This is a genomic window from Aeromonas veronii bv. veronii, assembly GCF_000820225.1.
Classification (GTDB): domain Bacteria; phylum Pseudomonadota; class Gammaproteobacteria; order Enterobacterales; family Aeromonadaceae; genus Aeromonas; species Aeromonas veronii.
Window position 1 is genome coordinate 198,149 of sequence record NZ_CDDK01000031.1, and the last position, 21,140, is coordinate 219,288.

At 57.3% G+C, this 21,140-nt stretch carries 21 protein-coding genes; 8 read left to right on the forward strand and 13 right to left on the reverse strand.

The genetic code is table 11. The features are described 5' to 3' along the window. Positions 1 to 70: 70 nt before the first annotated feature. The 5 genes from BN1139_RS13495 (at position 71) to BN1139_RS13515 (ending at position 5,870) form a co-directional block, all read left to right on the forward strand. The gene (locus tag BN1139_RS13495; protein ID WP_005349732.1) at positions 71 to 1,687 is read left to right on the forward strand and encodes a GGDEF domain-containing protein; all 1,617 of its coding nucleotides are present in this window, start codon (positions 71 to 73) and stop codon (positions 1,685 to 1,687) included. Positions 1,688 to 1,835: 148 nt separating this feature from the next. After that, positions 1,836 to 3,191, forward strand: coding sequence for a nucleotide 5'-monophosphate nucleosidase PpnN (gene ppnN, locus BN1139_RS13500; protein WP_005338611.1), 1,356 nt, complete (start codon positions 1,836 to 1,838; stop codon positions 3,189 to 3,191). A 135-nt stretch (positions 3,192 to 3,326) separates the two neighbouring features. Beyond that, positions 3,327 to 4,127, forward strand: coding sequence for a flap endonuclease Xni (xni, locus tag BN1139_RS13505; RefSeq protein WP_013724024.1), 801 nt, complete (start codon positions 3,327 to 3,329; stop codon positions 4,125 to 4,127). A gap of 159 nt (positions 4,128 to 4,286) precedes the next feature. Beyond that, positions 4,287 to 5,294, forward strand: coding sequence for an isocitrate dehydrogenase (locus BN1139_RS13510; protein WP_005349723.1), 1,008 nt, complete (start codon positions 4,287 to 4,289; stop codon positions 5,292 to 5,294). Positions 5,295 to 5,411: 117 nt separating this feature from the next. Next, positions 5,412 to 5,870, forward strand: coding sequence for a hypothetical protein (locus tag BN1139_RS13515; protein ID WP_013724025.1), 459 nt, complete (start codon positions 5,412 to 5,414; stop codon positions 5,868 to 5,870). Between the two features lie 82 nt (positions 5,871 to 5,952). Here BN1139_RS13515 and rlmM read toward each other — a convergent pair whose 3' ends face one another. The 6 genes from rlmM to dinB form a co-directional block, all read right to left on the reverse strand. Continuing rightward, positions 5,953 to 7,047: a 23S rRNA (cytidine(2498)-2'-O)-methyltransferase RlmM gene (gene rlmM / locus BN1139_RS13520; RefSeq protein WP_005338617.1), complete on the reverse strand. Its 1,095-nt coding sequence runs from the start codon at positions 7,045 to 7,047 to the stop codon at positions 5,953 to 5,955. Next, the gene (locus tag BN1139_RS13525) at positions 7,040 to 7,426 is read right to left on the reverse strand and encodes a DUF423 domain-containing protein (RefSeq protein ID WP_005349719.1); all 387 of its coding nucleotides are present in this window, start codon (positions 7,424 to 7,426) and stop codon (positions 7,040 to 7,042) included. Before BN1139_RS13525 ends, rlmM begins: the two co-directional genes overlap by 8 nt. 51 nt (positions 7,427 to 7,477) lie before the next feature. After that, positions 7,478 to 8,107, reverse strand: coding sequence for an alpha/beta family hydrolase (locus tag BN1139_RS13530; protein ID WP_005349717.1), 630 nt, complete (start codon positions 8,105 to 8,107; stop codon positions 7,478 to 7,480). Further along, the gene (locus BN1139_RS13535; RefSeq protein ID WP_005338622.1) at positions 8,100 to 9,020 is read right to left on the reverse strand and encodes a transcriptional regulator GcvA; all 921 of its coding nucleotides are present in this window, start codon (positions 9,018 to 9,020) and stop codon (positions 8,100 to 8,102) included. The genes BN1139_RS13530 and BN1139_RS13535 overlap by 8 nt, the downstream gene beginning before the upstream one ends. Before the next feature lie 284 nt (positions 9,021 to 9,304). Continuing rightward, the gene (locus BN1139_RS13540) at positions 9,305 to 11,446 is read right to left on the reverse strand and encodes a methyl-accepting chemotaxis protein (protein WP_041980605.1); all 2,142 of its coding nucleotides are present in this window, start codon (positions 11,444 to 11,446) and stop codon (positions 9,305 to 9,307) included. A 66-nt stretch (positions 11,447 to 11,512) separates the two neighbouring features. Next, complete coding sequence (dinB, locus tag BN1139_RS13545; RefSeq protein ID WP_041202666.1) at positions 11,513 to 12,568, reverse strand: DNA polymerase IV; 1,056 nt, start codon at positions 12,566 to 12,568, stop codon at positions 11,513 to 11,515. A gap of 131 nt (positions 12,569 to 12,699) precedes the next feature. Between dinB and BN1139_RS13550 the strand changes: the two genes are divergently transcribed. Further along, positions 12,700 to 12,906: a hypothetical protein gene (locus BN1139_RS13550; protein ID WP_005338629.1), complete on the forward strand. Its 207-nt coding sequence runs from the start codon at positions 12,700 to 12,702 to the stop codon at positions 12,904 to 12,906. A 111-nt stretch (positions 12,907 to 13,017) separates the two neighbouring features. Here BN1139_RS13550 and BN1139_RS13555 read toward each other — a convergent pair whose 3' ends face one another. Next, entirely contained in the window at positions 13,018 to 13,578 is a 561-nt protein-coding gene (locus tag BN1139_RS13555) for a DJ-1 family glyoxalase III (RefSeq protein ID WP_005349705.1), read from the reverse strand. A 37-nt stretch (positions 13,579 to 13,615) separates the two neighbouring features. Beyond that, positions 13,616 to 14,569, reverse strand: a complete 954-nt coding sequence (locus tag BN1139_RS13560; protein WP_005349703.1) for a ketopantoate reductase family protein — start codon at positions 14,567 to 14,569, stop codon at positions 13,616 to 13,618. A 200-nt stretch (positions 14,570 to 14,769) separates the two neighbouring features. Here BN1139_RS13560 and BN1139_RS13565 point away from each other — a divergent pair, with 200 nt between their 5' ends. Beyond that, complete coding sequence (locus BN1139_RS13565) at positions 14,770 to 15,252, forward strand: YajQ family cyclic di-GMP-binding protein (RefSeq protein ID WP_005338634.1); 483 nt, start codon at positions 14,770 to 14,772, stop codon at positions 15,250 to 15,252. Positions 15,253 to 15,359: 107 nt separating this feature from the next. On the opposite strand, the gene BN1139_RS13570 is transcribed toward BN1139_RS13565, so the two are convergent. The 5 genes from BN1139_RS13570 to BN1139_RS13590 form a co-directional block, all read right to left on the reverse strand. Beyond that, on the reverse strand, positions 15,360 to 16,166 hold the full coding sequence (locus BN1139_RS13570) for a nucleoside-specific channel-forming Tsx family protein (protein WP_005349699.1): 807 nt from the start codon (positions 16,164 to 16,166) through the stop codon (positions 15,360 to 15,362). A 156-nt stretch (positions 16,167 to 16,322) separates the two neighbouring features. Next, the gene (locus BN1139_RS13575; protein ID WP_041202665.1) at positions 16,323 to 17,702 is read right to left on the reverse strand and encodes an AmpG family muropeptide MFS transporter; all 1,380 of its coding nucleotides are present in this window, start codon (positions 17,700 to 17,702) and stop codon (positions 16,323 to 16,325) included. Positions 17,703 to 17,874: 172 nt separating this feature from the next. Then, the gene (locus BN1139_RS13580; RefSeq protein WP_041980608.1) at positions 17,875 to 18,462 is read right to left on the reverse strand and encodes a peptidylprolyl isomerase; all 588 of its coding nucleotides are present in this window, start codon (positions 18,460 to 18,462) and stop codon (positions 17,875 to 17,877) included. 2 nt (positions 18,463 to 18,464) lie between these two features. Further along, complete coding sequence (locus tag BN1139_RS13585; protein WP_005349692.1) at positions 18,465 to 19,049, reverse strand: YajG family lipoprotein; 585 nt, start codon at positions 19,047 to 19,049, stop codon at positions 18,465 to 18,467. A gap of 17 nt (positions 19,050 to 19,066) precedes the next feature. Then, a complete protein-coding gene (locus BN1139_RS13590) occupies positions 19,067 to 20,200 on the reverse strand; it encodes a methyltransferase (RefSeq protein ID WP_005349689.1) in 1,134 nt (377 codons plus the stop codon). 204 nt (positions 20,201 to 20,404) lie between these two features. Between BN1139_RS13590 and BN1139_RS13595 the strand changes: the two genes are divergently transcribed. Beyond that, positions 20,405 to 20,719, forward strand: coding sequence for a BolA family protein (locus BN1139_RS13595; RefSeq protein ID WP_005349687.1), 315 nt, complete (start codon positions 20,405 to 20,407; stop codon positions 20,717 to 20,719). The last annotated feature ends 421 nt before the right edge of the window (positions 20,720 to 21,140 follow it).

Consider the following 21,140-nt stretch of genomic DNA (forward strand, 5'->3'; position numbering starts at 1 on the left):
ATCGAAACCAGGTTCGACCACTGTTGCTATCCAACACCAAAAACAATAATGACAACAGGGCGACCTGATAATGAATGACATCGCTGCCGTAGCAGGACAATTGGCAAGACTCAGGGAATCCCTTCAGCAGAAACAGCTGGAACTCGACGGCGTGCTGTCGTTTTCCGATGCAGAGCGTGCTCGCAGCATCCAGTTTATCAACAAGTTGATGCTCTCCTGCCGTGGCTTCGACCGCGAGCTGGACAATCGCTTCGCCAAGCTCAAGCAGAAACTGGATAACAATCCCGCATTTACCTCGCTGGACGCCGACCTGCTGGCCATTGAAAAATTGCTGCAGCAGCACAGCAATGCGCTGGAAGAGTCGATCACCCTGACTCAAACTGCCATCGATCTTGGTTCCAAACAGCTGAAAACCATCAAGGGCTTCCCGGAAGAGACCCGCAAGTCCCTCAAGGAATTTCTGGCAAGTCCGGTCGGTTACGGCATTGCCGATCACCAGAAGAAGGTGATCAAGCTGCTGGAGTTCTACCAGCAGGCGATCAAGATCCAGCTGCTGCCAAGTCAGCCGCTGTTGGCACCGTCAGGTGCAACTCAACAAGAAAGCGATACTGCCAGCAACGATGGCCAGCCCGATGTCGACCCGTTTGATCTAAAGGATCACGCTCGCATCGCCGATGAGCTGCAGCGGCTTATCACCGAACTCGACTTTGCCGGCGCCATCGGCGAGAGCCTGAGCGACATTCGTCGCCAACTGCTGATCGGGATCAACCCTGCCCTGCTGGCGGAAACCTGCCTGCAGGTGATCGAGCTCATCATCGAGGGCACCCGTGAGGAACGCAAAGCCTCCCGCGCCTTTCTCAGCTCCCTCAACGAGAGCCTCTCCGCGGTACATGTAGGCTTTACCGAATCCCTCGATGAGGGGCGTACGCTGCAAAACGAAACCCGCGAGACCCGCGAGGCGCTGGTCAACGAGTTGCAGGCGATCGATCACTCCCTGGCCAGCCATAACTCCATCGATTCGCTCAAGCGCGCCATCTCCGGCCATATGGGCGCCATCAACCTGCTGCTGCAAGAGCGTGACAGCACGGCGGCGCGGGAGCGTCACCTGCTCACCCGCCTCTCCACCATGGAGTCCAAGCTGCGCTTGATGAAGGAGGAGACCGCCGAGTACAAGAAGCGGCTGACCATTCAAAAACACAAGCTGTTCCTCGACAGCCTGACCCAGGTACACAACCGGGCCGCCCTCGATGAACGGCTGGAGCAGGAGTACAAACGTTGGCTTCGTTACCGCACTCCGCTCTGCATGGCGATCATCGACATCGATCACTTCAAGAATATCAATGACAACTACGGCCATATGGCGGGTGACAAGGCGTTGAAAGTGGTCGCCAAAGCGCTGCAGAGTGCGCTGCGTGACACCGACTTCATCGCCCGTTTTGGTGGAGAAGAGTTCGTGGTGTTGCTGCCCAACATCAATCCGGACAAGTTCCAGAAGCCGCTGGAGACCCTGCGCCAGACCATCAAGAGCATCCCGTTCCGTTTTCGCGATGCCAAGGTGGAGATCACCATCTCCATCGGCGCAACCCTGTTCAAGGATGGGGACAACCCATCAGATGTGTTTGAACGGGCGGACAAGGCACTCTACCACTCCAAGCACACCGGTCGGGATCAAGTGACTCTGGCCTGACGAGCGGTCAAAAAAACAGCGAACAGTCGTCGCCCTATTTCCCTCCACCCTCTGTTACCACTACTATCGATCTCAGGGGATGCAACATAGCGTCCCCTTTTCTCCCCAGGGAAAAACACAACGATAACAAGTGAGTAAAGGGGAACCTATGATTACGCACATCAATCCCGTCGGCAGCATGGATTTGCTGTCACAGCTCGAGGTGGATCGCCTCAAGCAGACTGCCTCCAGCGATATCTATCAACTGTTTCGCAACTGCTCGCTGGCAGTGCTCAATTCAGGTAGCCATACCGACAGCTCCAAGGAGATCCTGGAGCGCTTCAAATCGTTCGATATTCATGTGATCCGGCGCGAGCGCGGGGTCAAGCTGGAACTGTTCAATGCCCCCGAGCACGCCTTTGTCGATGGCGAGATCATTCGCGGCATTCAGGAGCATCTCTTCTCGGTGCTGCGCGACATTCTCTATGTCTCCAATCAGCTCGAGTCCAACCGCCAGGTCAATCTGACCAACTCCACTCACATCTCCAACGTGGTGTTCGCCATTCTGCGCAACGCCAAGGTGATCCTGCCCGGCGCCGATCCCAACCTGATCGTCTGCTGGGGTGGCCACTCCATCAACGAGATCGAGTACCAGTACACCCGCGCCGTGGGCAGCGAGCTGGGCTTGCGTGAGCTGAACATCTGTACCGGCTGTGGCCCTGGCGCCATGGAGGGCCCGATGAAGGGGGCTGCCGTCGGCCATGCCAAACAGCGGGTGCGCAACGGGCGCTACATCGGCCTGACCGAGCCCTCCATTATCGCAGCTGAACCGCCCAATCCCATCGTCAACGAGCTGGTGATCCTGCCGGATATCGAGAAACGGCTGGAAGCCTTCGTGCGCCTCGGCCATGGCATCATCATCTTCCCGGGCGGGGTCGGCACCGCCGAAGAGCTGCTCTATCTGCTCGGCATCATGATGCACCCGGCCAACGAGCGGCAGCCGATGCCCATCATCCTGACCGGCCCGAAAGAGAGTGCCGACTACTTCCGTGCTATCGACGACTTCATCAAGGCGACCCTCGGTGAACCGGCGACCAAGCTCTACCGGATCATTGTCGGCGATGCACCGGAAGTGGCCCGGGTGATGAAAGAGGCGATGCCGAAAATCCGCGAATACCGCAAATCGGTCGGTGATGCCTACTCCTTCAACTGGTCCCTCAAGATTGAGCCGGAGTTCCAGCTCCCCTTCGAACCGGATCACGCCAGCATGGCCAGTCTGGATCTGCACCGCAACCAGCCGCCCCAGTTGCTGGCCGCCAACCTGCGTCGTGCCTTCTCCGGCATCGTCGCCGGCAACGTCAAGGAAGGGGGCATTCGCGCCATCGAGAAGAAGGGCCCCTTCAAGTTGCACGGCGACAAGGAGCTGATGCACCTGATGGACAAGCTGCTGGAGAGCTTCGTCAAGCAGCAGCGGATGAAGCTGCCGGGCAGCCAGTATGTGCCCTGCTACGAAATCGTCCGCTAGGGTACAGATTGATCATCGATAGAGGGGCGCAGTGGCGCCCCTCTTTATTGGCGCTATGCCTTCCCAACCGCCATCAATCCCCCATAAGGCGAGCGGTTTGTTACAATGGGGCGTCCCGACCGCCAAGAGTGCCCCATGTCAACTATCCGGCCACACCTGCTCATCATCGATGCCCTCAACCTCATTCGCCGTCTGCACGCGGTACAGGCCCAGCAGGCACTGACCCCTGCCCAGGCGCTGGTTGCAACCCGCGCCAACCTTATCAATACCTGTCGCAAGCTGCTGGCCAATAGCGAGCCGACCCATGTCATTGCCGTGTTTGATGGCGAGGTGCATAGCTGGCGCAAAGAGGTCTATCCGGCCTACAAGGAGGGGCGAACTCCCATGCCCCTTGAACTGCGTGAGGGGTTGGCGACCCTGCAGGATGCCTTTTGGGAGTGCGGTGTCGATGCCCTGCTCTCCGAGACCGATGAAGCGGATGACCTTATCGCCACCCTCGCCAGCGGCATCGCCAGCCATGGCCATCAGGCGACCATCATCTCCACCGACAAGGGATTCTGCCAGCTTATCTGCCCGCAGATCCGGGTGCGCGACTACTTCAACAAGCGCTGGCTGGATGCCGCCTTCGTCCAGCAGCAATATGGGGTAGCCCCTGCTCAGCTGGTCGACTTCTGGGCCCTGACCGGTATCAGCGGTTCCAATATCAAGGGGGTTCCGGGGATCGGCCCCAAGACCGCCACCCAACTGTTGCAGCAATATGGCAATCTGGCAGCCATGCTCGAAGCCTGTCAGCAAGAGGACGCAGCCAAGCCACTGCTCAAGCTGCGCCAACATAAGGATGAGGCCCTGCTGGCCCAGCGGCTGGTGCACTTGCAGCGGGATATTCCGCTGGGATTCAACCTGCGGGACATCCGCTACCCGCCCCAGCCAGACTAAAGTGCCGAACAAAAATGCAGGCAAGGGCGTGAACCATGACGAGACTCACCCTCGCTGTTGATAAAAGTGAGTAGAATGTAAAGGAATGTGGTTGGTTTGCTGAGTAAATGCTATAAAGCAGCCCCATCCTCCCCTATACCCTGGAAGTGGAACCCTCTCATGTCCAAAAGAAAAATTACCGTGATCCCCGGCGACGGCATCGGCCCCAGCATCATTGAATCAGCCATCCAGATCCTGACCCATGCGGGCTGTGATTTTGAGTACGAATACGCTGATGCGGGTCTGGTTGCCCTCGAGAAGCATGGCGAGCTGCTGCCCCAGGCTACCCTGGATCTGATTGAGAAGAACAAGGTGAGCCTGAAAGGGCCATTGACCACACCGGTCGGCGGCGGTTTTACCTCCATCAACGTCTCCCTGCGCAAGAAGTTCAACCTCTACGCCAACGTGCGTCCGGTCATCTCCTTCAAGGGCACCAGAAGCCGTTACGACAACATCGACATCATCACGGTGCGCGAAAACACCGAAGGGATGTACTCGGGTGCAGGTCAGAAGCGCAGTGATGACAACAAGAGTGCCGAGGCGATGAGCATCATCACCCGCGAAGGGGCCGAGCGCATCGTCAAGTTCGCCTTCGAGCTGGCCCGTCAGGAAGGGCGCAAGAAGGTCACCATCATCCACAAGGCGAACATCCTCAAGTCAACCTCCGGCCTGTTCCTCGAAGTAGCCCGTGAAATCGCCAGCCACTACCCGGATATCCAGAGCGAAGAGATGATCGTCGATGCCGCCTGCATGAATCTGGTGATGTACCCGGAGCGTTTCGATGTCATGGTCACCACCAACCTGTTCGGCGACATCCTCTCGGATCTCTGCGCCGGTCTGGTTGGCGGTCTCGGCATGGCGCCCGGCGCCAACATCGGCGATGGCGCGGCCATCTTCGAAGCGGTCCACGGCTCTGCGCCTGACATAGCTGGCAAGAACATTGCCAACCCGACCTCGGTGATCCTTGCCTCCATCCAGATGCTGGAGTACCTCGGCATGCAGGATAAAGCAGAGCGGATCCGCGAGGCGGTACGAGCTACCATCGAATCCGGTGATCGGGTCACCCGCGATCTGGGCGGTACGGCTTCCACCAGCGAATTCACCCAGGCCATCATCGATCGCCTGTGAGTTAATTCATTGATTTTAAAAGGGAGCTTCGGCTCCCTTTTTTATATTTCCGAATCCTTTGCCACTCCCCAAACAGCAACTATGTTCAATAGAGAAGAAGAACAGGGAGTGTTTTTCATGAAGGGATACGGGTGCTATCTGGTTTCGGGTCTGATGCTGGTTTGTGGTACTGCAAGTGCCTTCGAACAGGCTCAATCAACCCAAACAGCCAAACTGCCGCAGCAGGAAAAACGGACTGCCACCGAGGTATGGCGCTCGAGCCTGAATACCAACGACCTGCTCAAGGCACCCAAACCCCTGTCGTTTGGTATTGAAGTCTCCACAGACAACTTTGGCAATCAAAAGATCACCTCCTACCCGCAGCTCAATCTGACCCCGGAAAAGAGCGTCAGTCTGTCGGTTGAACGCTTCAGACCCAAGGTCAAGTTCAAGGCTGGCGGAATGAACACCGCCCTCAGGCTGAGAGGAGACGGGATAAAGATGCAATTCAATCCGGTCGACAAAACCATCCCGCTGCAGATAGAGATCAAGGTGACCGACGACGAATCCTCCCTGCGCCTCGATTACCGTTTCTGATATTTTCCGGCAGCCGAATAGCAAAAGGCCGACAGGTTTCCCTGTCGGCCTTGGTATTTATCGTACGGGCAGAACTGCTACATCACGCCTTGGGCTCGAGTTTGGAGACCCAGTACTTGTTGTAAACATGTACGGTGATCTCTTCTCGATCGTGATAGAGCTGCTTGGCCTGGATCACGAACGCGTTGTCGATCTCCTTGAGCATCTCGCGCAATACCTCGATATTGTGCACCGACTCGGCATAACGCTTCTTCATCGGCAGCTTGAGGTTGAACATCGCCTCCTGGCAGTCACCCTCACGGAACCAGTCCGCAATCATGTGAACGACCCGAGCCGGTTTATCGACCATGTCGCACACCAGCCAGTAGGTGTTCTTCTTGCTCGGACGCCAGACGAAACCGTCATCCCGGATGTGCTTGACCTGACCGGTATCCATCAGGGATTGGGCCATCATGCCGTTGTCAACCGCCGTCACCATCATGCCACGGCGCACCAGCTGATATGTCCAGCCACCCGGGCAGGCCCCCAGATCCACTGCCTTCATGCCTGAGCAGAGACGCACATCCCACTCTTCCCGCGGCACGAACACGTAAAACGCCTCCTCCAGCTTGAGGCTGGAGCGGCTCGGCGCATCGGCCGGGAAGCGCAGGCGCGGGATCCCCATGTGGAATCCGGAGTTGTTGAACGAATAGGAGTAACCCAGCAACACATGATCATTGGCCATGAAGAAGGCGTGGAACACCGGACGGTTCGGCGTCTCCTTCTTGGTCAGGATCTCGTTGCTGCGCAGCGCCTGACGCAGCGGCACGGTGAACTTGCGGCAAAAGGCCGACAGCTCTTTCGCTTCGTTGGTATCCGCGGTTTCGACCCGCAGATCGCCGCAAATGGTGTAGTCACTCACCGCCTCAAGGATCGGGGAGATCCTGTCCGCGACATCCAGATCCTTCAGCTCATGGGTGACCACCAGCATCTGGCGGATGAAGATGAGCTCCCGGAACGGCAGCTTGCGAGCCAGCAGGTCCGCCTGCTCCTCGTCATACAGTTCGAAGATCACATAACCGCTGTCGTCCTTGACCCGGGCGAAACCGTAGCACTGCATGTTACCGGCACGCTCGGTGATCTCTGCAGCCGCCTCTTTCTCAAAACCGGGGCGGCAATAAAGCAGCAGATTATTCATTTTTTCCTCCAAGACGACAGCCAGCCCAGATCAGGGCCGCCCATCCCAACATAAAACAGAGGCCACCGACCGGGGTAATCAACCCCAGCCCCTTGCTGCCAAGCAGCACCATGGCGTAAATACTGCCGGAGAATCCGATGATCCCCAGCACAAAAGCGGTGCCAGCCAGGTGGATCACCCTGCTGCGCACACCACACCAGCCCAGAACCAGCAGGGCCAATGCGTGAAAAAACTGATATTGCACGGCGGTATTGAACGCCGCCAGACGCTCGGGCGTAATGCCGGTCGCCGCCAATCCATGGGCGCCATAAGCCCCCAGCATGGTGGCCGTCAACCCGAAGAGACCGGCCAGTATCAGCCAATGTCGATGGATCTGCATCCTCACTCTCCCTCTCTCATCACGGCTGGCAATCAAACCAACCCTCTCGTGCTATCCATGCCGGGCCACAAAATGGCTGATGGCCGCCGCTGCATGCTGCATATTCTCCTGCTCACTCACGCCACTGGCTTTACGCGGTTTGAAACCATGATCACCATCGGTCAACCAATGAACCGATACGGCGGGTGAGAAGGGGAAATCGGCCAGTTCGGCGCGACTACCGAAGGTATCGCGCTCCCCCTGCAACAGCAGAGTTGGCACTGCAATATGCTTGAGTACCTCGCCTCGCCAGCTGTCGGGCTTGGCCGGAGGGTGGAAAGGATACCCGAGAATGAGCAATCCTGCAGCATTCATCTCACCCTCGCCTTCGCTATACAGTTCCGCCGCCATCCGCCCGCCCATCGACTTGCCCGCCAGAAACAGCCGTGGATGGGCAAACTCGCGGATCATGTCGTGCCAATGGGCAAGCAGCATAGGCGCCCTGTCCGGCGGACGGCGCTTGCCATCCTGTGCACGCTTGGTCATGTAGGGAAAGTTGAAGCGCACCACTTCGATGTCGGGGCCAGCCAGCAGACGTGACAACTCGGCAAGAAAGGCATGATCCATCCCCGCGCCTGCCCCGTGGGCCAGCAAAATGCGAACGGGGGCATCAATTGCCCCCTCGCGGATCACCTCACGCATCGGCGAGCCTTGCCCTGCGACGCGCCTCTTCCTGCTCCACCAGCTCCAGCATCCAGTCGCGGAAGGCAACGATCTTGCCCTGATCCGACTGTTGTTCCTGGCACACCAGATAGAAAGCATTTTTGCTCACCAGCACCTGCTCGAACGGGCAAATAAGGCGGCCGGCCTCAATCTCGGGTTGTGCCAGCACGCTGTGGCCAAGCGCCACCCCCTGGCCGTGGATCGCCGCCTGGATCACCATGGTTGAGTGGCTGAAGATGGGCCCCTGATTGACGTTGGGGGCATCGATATCGAGCTGGCGGAACCAGGCCTTCCAGTCGCGGCGGGAGGTATCGTGCAGCAGGGTATGAAGAGTCAAATCTTGCGGCGTACGCAGCGGTTTGGGCCCGGTCAGCAGCAAGGGGGAACAGACCGGGATCAGGTATTCGGTATGCAGCTTGTCCGAGCGCAGACCCGGCCAGTTTCCGCGCCCGTAGTAGATGGCGACATCCACATCGTCGGTGAGCGACCCTTCATCGAGATCGACCGCCTTGATCCGCACGTCGATATCGGGGTGGCGCTCGCTGAACTTGACCAACCGCGGCACCAGCCACTGGATGGCGAAACTCGGCTGCAAACTGACAGTCAACGCCCCCTTGGCACTGCGGGCCAGCAGCTTGTCGGTCGCCTCAGAAATGGAGGCAAAGATGTCCTTGATATCCAGGAAATAGCCCTGCCCCTCTTCGGTCAACAACAAGGAGCGGTTTTTGCGGCGGAACAGCTTGATGCCAAGATACTCCTCCAGCGCCTTGATCTGGTGACTGATGGCAGCCTGAGTCACAAACAACTCTTCTGCTGCGCGGGTAAAGCTTAAGTGACGAGCCGCAGCTTCAAACGCCTTGAGGGCATTGAGCGGGGGTAAACGACGAGACATGACACCAGCCGACGATGAGTTTTTCTAATGGGGCGCATTATAATTTGTCGGTTGCGGGTCGACCAGTGAATAAACATAATTCGCCCAGCAATTAGTCGTCATATGGCTCACATTTTCTACTACGTGTTGGTTTACATGTGTTTTTAGTGAGTCTTTCGACTGCGATTGTGGTGTTGTGTTTCTTCCTCTGCGGGAAGAGGGGCTCAAATCTCACCGGTTTGACCCAGTCTGTCATCTGAATGTGTTTGGCGCCTCCAGCTGGATGGCGCCTTTTTTCATCCCTTCTATACCTTGAACTGCCCCACCAGCTGCTGCTGTTTATCCGCCAGCGCAGAGAGCTCGCGACCATTTTCGGCGGAGGTCGCCGCCTCGGCCCGAATGGTGTGGCTCACATCGCGAATGTTGCTGACGTTGCGGTTGATCTCGTCCGCCACCCGGCTCTGCTCCTGCGCCGCCCGGGCAATCTGCTCGTTCATCTGATGGATGGTGGAGACCGACTGGATAATCTGCTCCAGCACCTGCACCGAGAGATCCACCTTGGCGAGCGTCTCGTCAGCCTGACCATGACCATCGCGGATAGCCTTGACCACGGCGCCGGTACCGGCTTGCAGTTGGCTGATCAGGGTCTGGATCTCGACGATGGCATTCTGGGTGCGACCGGCCAGATTGCGCACCTCATCGGCCACCACGGCAAAGCCACGGCCCTGCTCACCGGCCCGCGCCGCTTCAATAGCCGCATTCAGCGCCAGCAAGTTGGTCTGCTCGGCAATTCCCTGGATCACGATAAGAATGTCATTGATGTTGTCGCTGTTGGCGGAGAGCCGCTCCACCACCGGCTGGGCATCGTTGATAATGGTCATCAGCTTGCGCATCGCCTCCTGGGTGTCGGCAACGACATATTTGCCCTCTTGCGCCGCGGCATCAGTGGTGTTGGCAGCCGCCACCGCCGAGCCGGCATTACCGGAGACCTGCAACGCGGTGGCGCTCAGCTCCTCAAATGCCGTCGCCACCAGATCGATCTCCTGATACTGGGCCTGCATGCCACTGCTGGTGCGCTCGGCCACTTGCGCGGCTCGCTCGGCACTGTTGCGCGTACCGGAGACGGTATCAATCACCTGACTGATGGTGGATTGCAACTTGTTGAGGAAGCTGTTGAACCACTTGGCCAGCTCGCCGATCTCGTCTTGCCGCTGGATCTCGATACGCTGGGTCAAATCCCCCTCACCACTGGCGATATCCTTGAGGCGGGCAACTACAGCGCGGATGGGTGCCACAATCTGGCGCGCCATCAACCAGATAAAACTCAGGGCAACCAGCGAGATCAGCACTCCGATCGACAGCTGCGAGACCACGCTGCGATTGGCCTCACTGGCCAGCTCATCTTGCAGTTGCTGGGCCGAGGCCAGTACTACGGCCCGTGGCAATTCAATGTAGATGCCCCATTTACGGTCGGTGCCACGCATGGATACCGGGACAAAGGTCTGCAACAGGGTGCCATCGCTGCTCCAGCGAGTCAGCTCCTGACCCTGACTGAGCCAGCCTTTCAGCTCGCTGGCCAGCCCCTGATACTTCTGATCCAGCCCGCGCCCCATGGTCACATCGAACTCATCGGCTCCCGCCACACGCCCCTCGTGACTGACCAGCAATATTCTGCCCTTGCCGTCATAGAGCTCCTTGTCCATGGTGCTGACCAGACTCTGCAAAGTAGCCAGCGAGATATCGACCCCGACCATCCCCAGCAAGGTCTCCTGCTCCAGCAGCGGGACCGTCACCGAGGTCATCAATATCTGTTTATCGCCCACATCGTCCAGGTAGGGCTCCAGCAGGCAGAGGGCACGGGTGCGAATACTGCAGCGATACCACTCGTTTTCGATTCCACCAGCCTCAGTCGGGCTCTCATCGGCCAGTACATCCTCATTCTGCACTTCCGGCTCTATCTTGCCGTTGTCATAGGCCCAGTAACTGGAAAAACGCCCCTTGTCGTTGGAACCCAGCGCCGTTGAGCCCTGATAGTTGCTGTCTTCCCCATCCAGCTGGTCAGGCTCGAACACCGCATAGACACCAAGCAGATTGGTCGATGAGGCAACGGCATCGTGCAGTTGCTGATTGACGGCGCTGCGCAGCGCCTCCGAATGGACAAAGTTCTCGGCCGCATTCTTGCGCTGGAACAACACGCTCTCCGCCAGCAAACTGGCGCGGAAATAGGCCTCATCGAGATAGCTGGTCACCTTGGCCGCCTGCTCCGAGCCCATCGCCTTCATCCAGTTCTCGGCAGACTGCTGCGCCTCGTGCATGGTGGCTTGGCGCACCTGCTGTTGCATCTTGTTCGCGTTGTAAATCGAAGAGGCAACCAGAGCGGCGGCTGTCACCAACAGACAGCAACCGGCGATCAGGGTAATACGACCCTGGACAGAAAGAGCGCTCATGCCAATATTCCTACGTCATACAGATATGGATAGATTATCGACTTTATAAACAAAAACTTAACTCTCTCACAGCAAATCCAGCGAGAGTTGATTAACTTCACCCTCTTTTGGCAAACCCACCACCAAGCCCAGCAGGCGAACCGAACGCCCTTGCGCCCGCTGTAGCCCCTCTTTGAGCAGGGGAACGAACAAGGCTGGCTGATAACCACCCTGACTGCGATAGACTGTGGTCTGGTGGAAGTCGGCAAACTTGAGTTTAATCCCCTGCCCCATCACCTGCTCGGCAGGGCACGCCAGCTGAAATCGCAGCTCAAGCTCCGGCAACAGTTGCTGCAATACCGTCAGGCAGGCGGCTTCGTCACAAACATCGCTCGCCAGGGTGGTCTCCACCCCGATGGTTTTGCGGATCCGGTGCGCCTGCACCGGCTGTTCATCCAGCCCCCAGATCCGGGTCGTCAACATCTCCCCCAGCTTGCCAAAACGGCTGCACAGCTCTTGTGCCGACAAGGCCCGCGCATCCTCACAGGTGTAGAGCCCCTGCGCCTCCAGCCGCTCGGCAGTCTTGCGCCCTACCCCGGGCAGTTTGCCGAGGGGCAACTGGCAGACAAACTCGGCCACTTCGTCGGGACGAATGACAAACAGACCATCAGGCTTGCGCTGCTCCGAGGCGAGCTTGGCGAGAAACTTGTTGGGGGCCACTCCGGCCGAGGCGGTCAATCCCAGTTCGGTGACGATGGCTTGCCGGATCTCTTGCGCCATCAGGGTGGCGCTGCCGCCACAGCAACGACTGTGGGTCACGTCGAGGTAAGCCTCATCCAGCGACAGCGGTTCAACCTGATCGGTATAGCGGAGGAAAATGGCCCTGAGCTGACGGGAGATATCCTTGTACACCGCCATTCGCCCAGGGATCAGTACCAGCGGCGGGCAGAGTTTTTTCGCCAGGGCGCTCGGCATGGCGGAGCGCACCCCGAACCGGCGCGCCACATAGTTGCAGGTCGAGATAACACCGCGCCGCTCGGAGGACCCACCGATGGCGAGCGGCACCTCCCGCAACGCCGGATTGTCCCGCATCTCCACCGCGGCAAAAAAGCAGTCCATGTCGATATGGATGATCTTGCGCATACCACTGTATAAATAAACAGACATGGCATCATCTTACCCCAAGGATAACCGCAGCTCTATCTCTCTCATTGCGGCTAAAATAGTAGACTCCAAGGAGACCTTTACTACCACAATGACAAGGAGCGTTCGGGATGAAATATCTTTGGCTGGGACTCTGTTTGCTGCCGTTGACCGGCATCGGCAAGAACAACCCGACGGCAGAGTGCCGCTGGCTGTATGACCGGATTGAGATACTGGAACAGGCTATCAAGAAAGGAGACAAGCTCGGCACAGAGCAAGAATTGGCACGCTGGAAAACTGAGTACAACAAAAAACAGTGCTCACAGTACGACTACTGAGCCGGACAAGATGGCGTGACCGACAACGGCAGATAACAAACGGGCCCCGATCAAAATGATCGGGGCCCGTTTTTCAAAGCATGGCCAGCTTGATTCTGCAGCAGAGTGCGCTCAAGGCAGCACCATAGGGCCAGCGACAGTGGCCGCCACTTCATCCCCACGCAGCACCCGGACCAGTTCAAGCGCAAACTCGATGGCGCTGCCCGGCCCCTGGCTGGTGATAAGGCGATGAGCCTCATCTCTGACTACCCGCTCATGTGACAGCTGCGATGTCGGTAGTTGGGACTGAAAGCCGGGATGACAGGTAACGATGGCATCACCCAGCAGACTGTGATGTTGCAACACCACCACAGGGGCGGCGCAGATGGCAGCACGCCAGCGACCAAGAGCGGCCTGCTCTTTGAGCAGATCAATGGCCAGCGGGGTATCGCGGATCACTTCGCTGCCGGGCAGACCACCGGGTACCACGATGGCTTCAAAGTCCCGACGGGTCAGCTCGTCGATATGACAATCGGCCACCAGCTGTACCCCGCGCGATGCTTTCACCTGCCGCGATCCGGCAGGGCAACAAGAGGCCAGCACCACCTCGATGCTGGCGCGCACCAGGGTATCGACAATGGCGACCGTCTCTATCTCTTCCGACCCGGGGGCCACCAGCACCAGTACACTCACGTTCGCCTCCTTGCAGCTTGCTCTGCCATGTAAAAGATCAGACGGCCTGGCTCTTCTCTTTAATCGCCTGATAGAGACCCTGATTGACCGGTACGGCAATGCCATGCCGGGCAGCCTTGGCCAACAGGAAGCCGGTGATGGCCTCAATCTCGGTCTCGCGTCCCAGCTCCATATCCTGATGCATGGAGGAGTAATTGTCTGCGGTCAGTTCCACCACTGTCATCACCCGGCGTTGCAACTCCTCTGCCGTGGTTGCAATCCCTTCAGCACACATCACATCCGCCACTTCCACGCAGATCTGCTGCAGGGCATCGGCAAAACGGGGGCCAGCCAGCTCGCCATTTTTCAGCTTGTAGAGGGCCGTCAGGGGATTGATGGCACAGTTGATGGCCAGCTTTTGCCACTGGCGCGTCAATACCTGCTCATCCCAACCAGCCTGGCCCAGTGCCAGCGCCAGCTCATCCGCGAGCGCGGCGTGGGCCTTGGCTGCGTCGTTGATCGGGCCAAGCCAGGTTTCACCCTTGCCAGTATGACGGAAGACAAAATGGCCGCACTGCATGGCGCCATGGCTGGTGACACCGGCAATCACCGGATTGTGCGGGAACATCTCGACCACCTGCTCGGCAATGCCCATCCCGTTGTGCAGCAGCACGATCGGCACGCCGGCATCGAGCTTACCCACCAGCGGTGTCAGTGCGGCAATCACCTGACTGGCCTTGGTCATCACCAGCAGACGCTGGATCTTGCCAGGTTTGCTGACAAATCCGCGCTCGATATTGAGCAGCTGGACATGCCCCTCCAGCGAGGTGAAATCGATCCCCGGATGGAGCGTGGACTTATGATGTTCGCGCAACAAGACACGGGTAGATTGACCACTCTGGGTCAGCAGGGAGGCAAAAACGCCGCCGAGGGCGCCACAACCCAACAGTGACCACTTAGGAGTAACGGGTGGAATAACGGGCTGTCGGGAATTTTTTAATCCGCTTGGCATGGTGTGACTCTGTCAGGGTAAGGGTTGCAATCCTCTCAACCTGTTACCGGGGATAAGTGAAGATGTCGCTGGTGGACACTAACGGGTCCACCCGTCCTGTGCGCAGGGGATTCTAGCAGAGCAACCCCATCAAAATCAGCAAATTTGCCCGTTTTCTGGTAGATTTGCCCCCCGATAACGCAACATGAGGAGCTCCGGCTATGCCGTCATTCGATATTGTCTCTGAAGTCAAAATGAACGAGGTGTTGAACGCAGTCGACAACGCCAATCGTGAACTGGCCACCCGTTTCGATTTTCGTGGGGTAGAAGCCAGCTTCGAGTTGAACAAGGAAGAGGTAAAACTGGAAGCCGATGCTGATTTCCAGCTCAAGCAGATGGTCGAAATTCTGCGCGGTGCCCTGCTCAAGCGCAACATCGAAAACAGCTCCATGGAAGTAGGTGACTCCGTTCACTCCGGCAAACGCTTCCACCTGACCGTCAAGTTCAAACAGGGGATCGAGAAAGAGATCGCCAAGAAGCTGGTCAAGCTGATCAAGGACTCCAAGATCAAGGTACAGGTCGCCATCCAGGGTGATGAAGTACGTGTCACCGGCAAGAAGCGTGACGATCTGCAAGAGACCATGGCACTGGTCCGTGGCGCCGAACTGGGTCAACCGATGCAGTTCCAGAACTTCCGCGACTGATTTATCCACTCAGCCGTGGCGCACTTGATGACTCGCGCCACGCTATCTAAATCGCGGCCATAAAAAAACCGGAGCAGATGCTCCGGTTTTTTGTACCCCAAGTTTTATTAGAACTTGTAGGTAACAGAGAAGTAGTGGCCGAAACCGGTAGACTTGAACGCGTCAGAGTTGTCGATACCGTAGATTTCGTTGAAGTACTTCAGACCGTAGCCAACGGCATAACGGTCGGAATGCCAGTAGATACCGTGGAAGGTTCCCAGACCATCAGAATGACTGGTTTCTTTCATGCCCCAGGTGTAATCCAGATAACCTTGGTAAGAGACGAAGCTGCCATTGGAGAAGGTATAGAAAGGTTTGAACCAGTTCATGGAGAACTGTTGGCCGTTCCAGCCTTCGCCTTGACCACTGAAGGTTTCGTTAGCATGACGCTTGTACAGGTTCATACCAACTTTGCCAAACCACGGCACCATAACGTCAGCACCCAGACCTACAAATGCATCATTCAGGCCTTGTACACCACCGATGTTAAACAGGGTAGCAACGTAAACTTCTTGCACCGGACCAAAAGAGAGGTCTTGGCCAGTCAATGCATCCAGAGATACACGCGGAGCAAACTTCATGAAGAGGTTTTCTTGCTTGTGCTTGTCGCTGTGCTTGGAGTCAAAAATATCGAAGTAATCGACGTAACCATACAGGTCAAAAATGCCTGAACGACCACCAAACTCCATCTCGAAATAAGTATCGTTGTAACCATCCGGACCATGGGGCTTCTGATCGATGGTGTGCATGATATTGAACTGCATCCACTTGTAGTCATTCTTGTGGATATCACCGCTGTAGTCAGCAGCGAAGGCCGGGGTAGCGGCAGCAGCCAGCAGACCGGCAGCGATCAGAGTCTTGGTAAATTTGGCCATTTTATTGGTCTCTTGTGCGTTAGTTGAGGTTTTCCGTAGCCTGCCCACAAGGAGCGAGAGGGATTCTAATCAAATAAAATTGGGGGTGAAACAACTTCTCGGGAACTTTATCCGGAAGTGTGAATCTAATCACCCCCGATTCTACGCAAACGCTTGCTATTTGTCAGCCGTTGAGAGCAACTCACTCCCTTTTCTGGCGACAAGCACAATCAACAACAACACGGGCAAGCCCAATAAACTGGTTCCGACAAAGAAGGCACTGTAGCCAATCTGCTCCACAACCTGCCCGGAAAAACCAGCCAGCAACTTGGGTAGCAGCAACATTACCGAGCTGAACAGGGCGTACTGAGTGGCCGAAAATGCCACATTGGTCAGGCTGGAGAGATAGGTCACGAAGGCAGCGGTCGCGATACCGGCACTGAGGTTATCCAGCGAGATAATCAGGGTCAGCAGTTCCAGGTTGTGACCAACCTGATTGAGCAGGGCAAACAACAGGTTGGTGCTGGCAGTGAGCAGCGCCCCCAAGAACAGGATGCGCAGCGTGCCGAAGCGCATCACCAGCACGCCCCCCAACGCAGCGCCCACCAGCGTCATGATGACGCCAAACACCTTGGTAATGGTGGCAACCTCAGTCTTGCTGAACTGCATATCCACATAGAAGCTGTTGGACATCACCCCCATCACCACATCGGCAACCCGATAGCAGGCGATCAGAGCCAGGATCAGCAGCGCCGAGCTGCCATAGCGACGAAAGAAGTCGGCAAATGGACACCAAACTGCCACATGGCACCAGCTTAGAAGAGACGCAATAAACAGATTATGCCCACGTGATAACAAGGACATTTTATAGATAACTTGCTCTGTATTTTGTTCAGCGGTATCAATTTTCGGCTCGTGGCAAAACAGCGTGGTGATAACCCCGAGTGACATCAGACCCGCCATCACCAGATAGGTAATCTGCCAGCCACGATAGTCATAGCCACTATTGCTGCCAAACCAGGCTGCCAGCGCCAGCGCACCGGCGCCCGCCATGATCATCGCCAGCCGGTAACCGGTCATGTAGGAGGCAGCCATCGCCGCCTGCAGCCGCTCGGGGGCGGATTCGATGCGATAGGCATCGATAACGATATCCTGAGTCGCCGAGGCAAAGGCCACCAGCAGGGCAAACATCGCCAACTGAGCCAGCTCGGTCTTGGGATCGCAGAACGCCATGCCGACCAGCGCGGCGGCAATCAACAGCTGGGAGAAGAACATCCAGCTGCGGCGACGCCCCAGCAGCGTGGAGAGCAACGGCAGCGGCATGCGATCCACCAGCGGTGACCACAGCCATTTAAAGCCATAGGCGAGCGCCACCCAGCTCATATAGCCGATATCGGTCAGGCTGACATCGGCCTCGCGCAACCAGAATGAGAGGGTACCGAACACCAGCAGCAGCGGCAGACCCGATGAAAAACCCATGGCAAAGAGAATAAACACCCGAAATTCGAGATAGACGGCGAGGGACTCTCTCCAGCTTGGTTTGCGGATCATGTTCAACTACCTGACGACTTTGGAAAAGTGCGTCATTTTGGCAGGTTGATGGCAGATAGCCAAGGCAAGCAAAGAGATAGGCAAAAGAAGCCCGGATAGAGAAAAGGCCCATCCCGAACGGGATGAGCCTTGTATCGTGACCTGACGAGGCGAGGTGACGAACCGCGTCCGGCGAGAGTTACTTGCCCGCTTTCTTGTCGACTTTCTTGTCTGCCGGAGTTTCTGCCAGCAAGACCACCTTCTTCAGAATGATGGGACTGGTCGGCACATCGTTGGCACGCAGAATGGGGCTGTAACCGGTCTGTACCTGAGCCAATTTGTCCAGCACCTCCATCCCCTGAACCACCTGACCGAACACGGTATAACCCGCAGAGCCACCGGCGTTGAGGTTATTGTTGTCGACCAGATTGAAGTAGAACTGGCGAGTAGCGCTGTCAACAGCCTGAGTACGGGCCATGGCGATGGAGCCACGCTTGTTGGCCAGACCGCCGCGCGACTCGTTGACCACTGGCTCATAAGTTGGCAGTTGCTGGAACTGCTGGTTGTAGCCCCCACCCTGCACCACGAAATCCTGGATCACCCGGTGGAAGATGCTGCCGTCATAGCTGCCATCAGCCACGTAGCGCAGGAAGTTCTTCACCGTCTGGGGCGCCTGCTTGGACGCCAGCTCAACCACGATATTGCCGTGGTTGGTCTCCATTCTCACTTTCGGGCCTGCAAACGCCAGCGGGGCGATCAGCATGGCCAGCAACCAGAGTTTTTTCATCATCAGACCCCTGCACCGTTCGGTTGACCTTTCAGGTAACCGCGCAGCGCATCATCCGCCATGATCTGCTGCAGCACGCTACCCAGTTGCAGGTTCAGTGTAGACTCCAGGTCGGCCATGCTTGGCTCGCTCGGGCTCTCCTTGCTGGAGGACATGTTGAACTGCTTGGTCAGACGGTTGCCCTGGAAATCGGCGATCACCTGCAGGCTGACGCGGGATTTGGTGACATAGGTAAAGGTCTTCTCTTCCACATTGACTGCGGCGTTGGAGATCACCAGCGTCAGGTTGGTGGTGCCACTATTGCCCACTTCGAGACCCTGGCTGCGCAGCCCTTCGGCCAGCCGCTCGGCCATCAGCAGGTTGAGCGGACGCTCGCTGTTGACCAGCACGGGGGCTTTCTCTTTATGTTTGATGGAGAAGACGTAGGCAGCCTCACGCTTGTCTACCCCTTCCATGGTGATGCGATTGCCAGAGTAGTATTGCTGGTTGGCGGGGATCACCTGCGGATTGAGCAGCGCAGTCTCCGGCCAATGAGTGGCACACCCGCCCAGCATCAGGGCGGCCAGCAGCAAGAGTGACTTTTTCATCATGGTTTCCTTTGGCTTTAGCGTTTGATGGCTTTCAAAATAACGAATTTGCTGTTCGACGCAACGACTTGCGCGTTGGCAAACAAGCGCTTGAGTTTGTTGTGATAGTCCAGATGACGGTTGCCTACTATCCAGAGTTCCCCCCCTTGAGGCAACACCCGGTGCGCATCGCTGAACATCTGCCAGGCGATATGATCGGTGATCGCCTGCAGCTGATGGAAAGGAGGGTTGCAGAGGATCCGATCCGCCGAGCCGACCGCCACCCCGTCGAGACAGTTATTGACCATAAAGTGGGCGCGCAGCAGTGCATCGGGCAGATTGTGCTCGACGTTGAGCTGTGCCGAGGCGACCGCCATATAGGATTCATCGATAAAAGTCACCTCCACCTCGCTGTCTTTGGCGAGCAGCGACAGACCCAGCACCCCGTTGCCACAGCCCAGATCGATCACCTTGCGGGCACTGTGGATGGGCAGGTTGTCCAGCATAAAGCGGGCACCAATATCGAGACTGGTGCGCGAGAAGACGTTGGCATGGTTGTGGATGAGCATGCCACTCCCCTCCAGCGGCCAGACAGTCGGGAAGGGGTTGGCCAGCGCGGGACGTTCTGCCTGCGGCTCGCAGTGAATAAGGCGCGCCTTTTTCCAGGCCAGCGAGGTACGGGTAGGCCCCAGATACTTCTCGAACAACTTGAGGGTGGAGGTATGAATATCCTTCGCCTTGCCGGCAGCGATAACGCGGGTCGCCGGTGTCACCACCTCCCGCAGCGCCAGCAGTTGCTGCTCCAGCAGTGCCTGATATTTGGAGACCTTGATCACCACCAGCGCTGGGGCATCGGGCAGCGGCGCCAGTGCATCCTGCAAGCGGATACCACCCGCATCCAGCCCGTTTTCGGCCAGATTGGCCAGAGTCGCTCGCTCACTGATGTAGGAGTCGGTGACGCAGCAGGGGGAGTGCGGATGCAGATAGGCGGCCAGCGCGCCAAAGCCATCATTCATGACGATGACGGGGCCCGCCTGCTCGAGGGGGGACTCAGCCAGGGTGTTGATCAGATATTCGTCAGCCGCATCCCAGGCTTGCAGAGTCTCCTGACTCTGGCGCGGATAGCGGTAGAGCGTTAGCTGGCAATGGGGAGTGTCGAGAAGGGTTTGCATAGGAAGAGTCCAACCTCGGCTTGATTCATGGATACAGGCGCCAGGGGCGACGCAAAGTGGCGCTATTCTAGCGAGGAGCAGGAATTTCACCAGTTCGATGCGCATCAAGGGGGCAACTGACGGGTGATTTCCCTCTTATGGGGGCTTATTCCATCCCGCGACTGCCGATAGAATGGCCCGACATTCACTCTGGAAGCCGACCCGATGACCATCCAACAACTGATTGAAGCCAAGCTGACCGCCGCCCTCTCCCCCACCGTGCTGGAGGTGATCAACGAGAGCCACATGCACCGTGTGGAACCGGGATCTGAGAGCCACTTCAAGGTGGTGATCGTCAGCGAGCAATTTGCAGGGCAGCGGCTGCTGGCCCGTCATCGTCAGGTCAATGCTGTGCTGGCCGACGAGCTGGCCGGTGCCGTTCATGCACTGGCGTTGCATACCTACACAGAGACCGAGTGGCAGGAAAAAGGCCACGCCCCGCGCACCCCGAGCTGCGTTGGCAAACCGTCACTCTCCTGAAACCGGTTGTACCACTGGATTCCCCTCGAGAACCTGCCAACAAAAATTAAACATATTTCCCCCATTGGCCCCGAAAAGGCTACATCCAAGGGGGTATATTTCGGCATCAAGGCTTTTTGCTAATAGTGGAGACAACGGTAAATACCCCCATCGAGGTATCGAAATAAAAAAACCTTTAAAACCACTACTTACAAGGTGTCGGGGGCTTATTCATTGCAGGTTAATTTTGTGATGGCACGGGGATTTTGCCCATTTGGCATGGCAGAAAATGCACCTTAAGTGGTAAACTCAAGCGCTTTTGAGTGAGCCTGTATGTTGAATAATTGTTGAGCCTGCCCACCTGGCGCAACCACAACATCGACTCATTCAACCACCCGTCGTGATGTATTTCTCGGCGCTAACCAACCTCTCCCGTAACGGT